Genomic DNA, 5,410 nt, shown 5'->3' with positions numbered 1-5,410 from the left:
GGAATTTAATCTTGACGATGACCTACTCTCACATGGGGAAACCCCACACTACCATCGGCGATGCATCGTTTCACTGCTGAGTTCGGGATGGGATCAGGTGGTTCCAATGCTCTATGGTCGTCAAGAAATTCGGGTACTGAGTCGTGGCCAGCTGGCCTCGCTTCAGCAAATTGGGTATGTGATAGCTTTCGGTGTTTTGTAAGAGTCGAACTTTCGGTTCGTTTCGTCTTCACACACCGCAATCTGATCTCTTTCGAGTAGTCAAATTGCTTGGGTGTTATATGGTCAAGCCTCACGGGCAATTAGTATTGGTTAGCTCAACGCCTCACAGCGCTTACACACCCAACCTATCAACGTCGTAGTCTTCGACGGCCCTTCAGGGGACTCAAGGTCCCAGTGAGATCTCATCTTGAGGCTAGTTTCCCGCTTAGATGCTTTCAGCGGTTATCTATTCCGAACATAGCTACCCGGCAATGCCACTGGCGTGACAACCGGAACACCAGAGGTTCGTCCACTCCGGTCCTCTCGTACTAGGAGCAGCCCCTCTCAAATCTCAAACGTCCACGGCAGATAGGGACCGAACTGTCTCACGACGTTCTAAACCCAGCTCGCGTACCACTTTAAATGGCGAACAGCCATACCCTTGGGACCGGCTTCAGCCCCAGGATGTGATGAGCCGACATCGAGGTGCCAAACACCGCCGTCGATATGAACTCTTGGGCGGTATCAGCCTGTTATCCCCGGAGTACCTTTTATCCGTTGAGCGATGGCCCTTCCATACAGAACCACCGGATCACTAAGACCTACTTTCGTACCTGCTCGACGTGTCTGTCTCGCAGTCAAGCGCGCTTTTGCCTTTATACTCTACGACCGATTTCCGACCGGTCTGAGCGCACCTTCGTACTCCTCCGTTACTCTTTAGGAGGAGACCGCCCCAGTCAAACTACCCACCATACACTGTCCTCGATCCGGATAACGGACCTGAGTTAGAACCTCAAAGTTGCCAGGGTGGTATTTCAAGGTTGGCTCCACGCGAACTGGCGTCCACGCTTCAAAGCCTCCCACCTATCCTACACAAGCAAATTCAAAGTCCAGTGCAAAGCTATAGTAAAGGTTCACGGGGTCTTTCCGTCTAGCCGCGGATACACTGCATCTTCACAGCGATTTCAATTTCACTGAGTCTCGGGTGGAGACAGCGCCGCCATCGTTACGCCATTCGTGCAGGTCGGAACTTACCCGACAAGGAATTTCGCTACCTTAGGACCGTTATAGTTACGGCCGCCGTTTACCGGGGCTTCGATCAAGAGCTTCGCGTTAGCTAACCCCATCAATTAACCTTCCGGCACCGGGCAGGCGTCACACCCTATACGTCCACTTTCGTGTTTGCAGAGTGCTGTGTTTTTAATAAACAGTCGCAGCGGCCTGGTATCTTCGACCGGCATGAGCTTACGGAGCAAGTCCTTCACCCTCACCGGCGCACCTTCTCCCGAAGTTACGGTGCCATTTTGCCTAGTTCCTTCACCCGAGTTCTCTCAAGCGCCTTGGTATTCTCTACCCAACCACCTGTGTCGGTTTGGGGTACGGTTCCTGGTTACCTGAAGCTTAGAAGCTTTTCTTGGAAGCATGGCATCAACCACTTCGTCATCTAAAAGATGACTCGTCATCAGCTCTCGGCCTTAGAATCCCGGATTTACCTAAGATTCCAGCCTACCACCTTAAACTTGGACAACCAACGCCAAGCTGGCCTAGCCTTCTCCGTCCCTCCATCGCAATAACCAGAAGTACAGGAATATTAACCTGTTTTCCATCGACTACGCTTTTCAGCCTCGCCTTAGGGACCGACTAACCCTGCGTCGATTAACGTTGCGCAGGAAACCTTGGTCTTTCGGCGTGGGTGTTTTTCACACCCATTATCGTTACTCATGTCAGCATTCGCACTTCTGATACCTCCAGCAAGCTTCTCAACTCACCTTCACAGGCTTACAGAACGCTCCTCTACCGCATCACTTACGTGATACCCGTAGCTTCGGTGTATGGTTTGAGCCCCGTTACATCTTCCGCGCAGGCCGACTCGACTAGTGAGCTATTACGCTTTCTTTAAAGGGTGGCTGCTTCTAAGCCAACCTCCTAGCTGTCTAAGCCTTCCCACATCGTTTCCCACTTAACCATAACTTTGGGACCTTAGCTGACGGTCTGGGTTGTTTCCCTTTTCACGACGGACGTTAGCACCCGCCGTGTGTCTCCCATGCTCGGCACTTGTAGGTATTCGGAGTTTGCATCGGTTTGGTAAGTCGGGATGACCCCCTAGCCGAAACAGTGCTCTACCCCCTACAGTGATACATGAGGCGCTACCTAAATAGCTTTCGAGGAGAACCAGCTATCTCCGAGCTTGATTAGCCTTTCACTCCGATCCACAGGTCATCCGCTAACTTTTCAACGGTAGTCGGTTCGGTCCTCCAGTTAGTGTTACCCAACCTTCAACCTGCCCATGGATAGATCGCCCGGTTTCGGGTCTATTCCCAGCGACTAGACGCCCTATTAAGACTCGCTTTCGCTACGCCTCCCCTATTCGGTTAAGCTCGCCACTGAAAATAAGTCGCTGACCCATTATACAAAAGGTACGCAGTCACCTAACAAGTAGGCTCCCACTGCTTGTACGCATACGGTTTCAGGATCTATTTCACTCCCCTCTCCGGGGTTCTTTTCGCCTTTCCCTCACGGTACTAGTTCACTATCGGTCAGTCAGTAGTATTTAGCCTTGGAGGATGGTCCCCCCATATTCAGACAAAGTTTCTCGTGCTCCGTCCTACTCGATTTCATGACTAAGAGATTTTCGCGTACAGGGCTATCACCCACTATGGCCGCACTTTCCAGAGCGTTCCGCTAATCTCAAAGCCACTTAAGGGCTAGTCCCCGTTCGCTCGCCACTACTAAGGGAATCTCGGTTGATTTCTTTTCCTCAGGGTACTTAGATGTTTCAGTTCCCCTGGTTCGCCCCTTACACCTATGTATTCAGTGTAAGGTAACCATCTTATGATGGCTGGGTTCCCCCATTCAGACATCTCCGGATCAAAGTCTGTTTGCCGACTCCCCGAAGCTTTTCGCAGGCTACCACGTCTTTCATCGCCTCTGACTGCCAAGGCATCCACCGTATGCGCTTCTTCACTTGACCATATAACCCCAAGCAATCTGGTTATACTGTGAAGACGACATTCGCCGAAAATTCGAATTTCTCAATTAAGAGAACTCACAAATTTTACCTTAGCCTGATCCGTTACCAGTGAAAGTAACGTTCAGTCTATCTTTCTATCACATACCCAAATTTTTAAAGAACGATCTAATCAAAGACTAGAAATCAACATTCACCATCATCACGATGGAATGCTCATTTCTAAGCTTTCAACTTCTAGAAGCAGTAGTGGTGGAGCCAAACGGGATCGAACCGTTGACCTCCTGCGTGCAAGGCAGGCGCTCTCCCAGCTGAGCTATGGCCCCGTATTTCTACAGGTTCCCACACAAAATTGGTGGGTCTGGGCAGATTCGAACTGCCGACCTCACCCTTATCAGGGGTGCGCTCTAACCAACTGAGCTACAGACCCAATTTCGGGCTGCTTCTTATCGTCTTCTTCAATGAATCAAGCAATTCGTGTGGGAACTTATGGAGCAGCTGATGTCGTCGATTAAGGAGGTGATCCAGCCGCAGGTTCCCCTACGGCTACCTTGTTACGACTTCACCCCAGTCATGAATCACACCGTGGTAACCGTCCCCCCGAAGGTTAGACTAGCTACTTCTGGTGCAACCCACTCCCATGGTGTGACGGGCGGTGTGTACAAGGCCCGGGAACGTATTCACCGCGACATTCTGATTCGCGATTACTAGCGATTCCGACTTCACGCAGTCGAGTTGCAGACTGCGATCCGGACTACGATCGGTTTTCTGGGATTAGCTCCACCTCGCGGCTTGGCAACCCTCTGTACCGACCATTGTAGCACGTGTGTAGCCCAGGCCGTAAGGGCCATGATGACTTGACGTCATCCCCACCTTCCTCCGGTTTGTCACCGGCAGTCTCCTTAGAGTGCCCACCATGACGTGCTGGTAACTAAGGACAAGGGTTGCGCTCGTTACGGGACTTAACCCAACATCTCACGACACGAGCTGACGACAGCCATGCAGCACCTGTCTCAATGTTCCCGAAGGCACCAATCTATCTCTAGAAAGTTCATTGGATGTCAAGGCCTGGTAAGGTTCTTCGCGTTGCTTCGAATTAAACCACATGCTCCACCGCTTGTGCGGGCCCCCGTCAATTCATTTGAGTTTTAACCTTGCGGCCGTACTCCCCAGGCGGTCAACTTAATGCGTTAGCTGCGCCACTAAGAGCTCAAGGCTCCCAACGGCTAGTTGACATCGTTTACGGCGTGGACTACCAGGGTATCTAATCCTGTTTGCTCCCCACGCTTTCGCACCTCAGTGTCAGTATCAGTCCAGGTGGTCGCCTTCGCCACTGGTGTTCCTTCCTATATCTACGCATTTCACCGCTACACAGGAAATTCCACCACCCTCTACCATACTCTAGTCAGTCAGTTTTGAATGCAGTTCCCAGGTTGAGCCCGGGGATTTCACATCCAACTTAACTAACCACCTACGCGCGCTTTACGCCCAGTAATTCCGATTAACGCTTGCACCCTCTGTATTACCGCGGCTGCTGGCACAGAGTTAGCCGGTGCTTATTCTGTCGGTAACGTCAAAACAATCACGTATTAGGTAACTGCCCTTCCTCCCAACTTAAAGTGCTTTACAATCCGAAGACCTTCTTCACACACGCGGCATGGCTGGATCAGGCTTTCGCCCATTGTCCAATATTCCCCACTGCTGCCTCCCGTAGGAGTCTGGACCGTGTCTCAGTTCCAGTGTGACTGATCATCCTCTCAGACCAGTTACGGATCGTCGCCTTGGTGAGCCATTACCTCACCAACTAGCTAATCCGACCTAGGCTCATCTGATAGCGCAAGGCCCGAAGGTCCCCTGCTTTCTCCCGTAGGACGTATGCGGTATTAGCGTCCGTTTCCGAACGTTATCCCCCACTACCAGGCAGATTCCTAGGCATTACTCACCCGTCCGCCGCTCTCAAGAGAAGCAAGCTTCTCTCTACCGCTCGACTTGCATGTGTTAGGCCTGCCGCCAGCGTTCAATCTGAGCCATGATCAAACTCTTCAGTTCAAACATCTTTGGGTTTTTAAGAAACCCTAAACTTGGCTCAGCAATCGTTGGTTACATCTTTGATTTCTCGCGGAGTAACTTGTGATGCTGATAATCTTGTTGACTATCAGTCTGACTCCACAAGCACCCACACGAATTGCTTGATTCAGTTGTTAAAGAGCGGTTGGTTAAGATCTTTCGTCTCAACCGAGG

At 51.2% G+C, this 5,410-nt stretch carries 2 tRNA genes and 3 rRNA genes; all 5 read right to left on the bottom strand.

Annotated elements, in window-relative coordinates:
* Positions 1-9: 9 nt before the first annotated feature.
* The 5 genes from rrf to INT12_RS30210 all read right to left on the bottom strand — a co-directional run bounded on the left by rrf (position 10) and on the right by INT12_RS30210 (position 5,218).
* A 5S ribosomal RNA gene (rrf, locus tag INT12_RS30230) occupies positions 10-125 on the bottom strand.
* A 156-nt stretch (positions 126-281) separates the two neighbouring features.
* Positions 282-3,172 (bottom strand): 23S ribosomal RNA (locus tag INT12_RS30225).
* Positions 3,173-3,419: 247 nt separating this feature from the next.
* A tRNA-Ala gene (locus INT12_RS30220) sits at positions 3,420-3,495 on the bottom strand.
* 27 nt (positions 3,496-3,522) lie between these two features.
* A tRNA-Ile gene (locus tag INT12_RS30215) sits at positions 3,523-3,599 on the bottom strand.
* Positions 3,600-3,681: 82 nt separating this feature from the next.
* A 16S ribosomal RNA gene (locus tag INT12_RS30210) occupies positions 3,682-5,218 on the bottom strand.
* Together the 16S, 23S and 5S rRNA genes with 2 tRNA genes alongside form the textbook arrangement of a ribosomal RNA operon.
* Between the last annotated feature and the right edge of the window lie 192 nt (positions 5,219-5,410).

Origin of the sequence: Pseudomonas sp. K8, assembly GCF_014889455.1 — a bacterium.
Lineage (GTDB): Bacteria > Pseudomonadota > Gammaproteobacteria > Pseudomonadales > Pseudomonadaceae > Aquipseudomonas > Aquipseudomonas veronii.
Note: the sequence above shows the minus strand (reverse complement) of the source record. Positions and strands in the feature narration are given on the sequence as shown.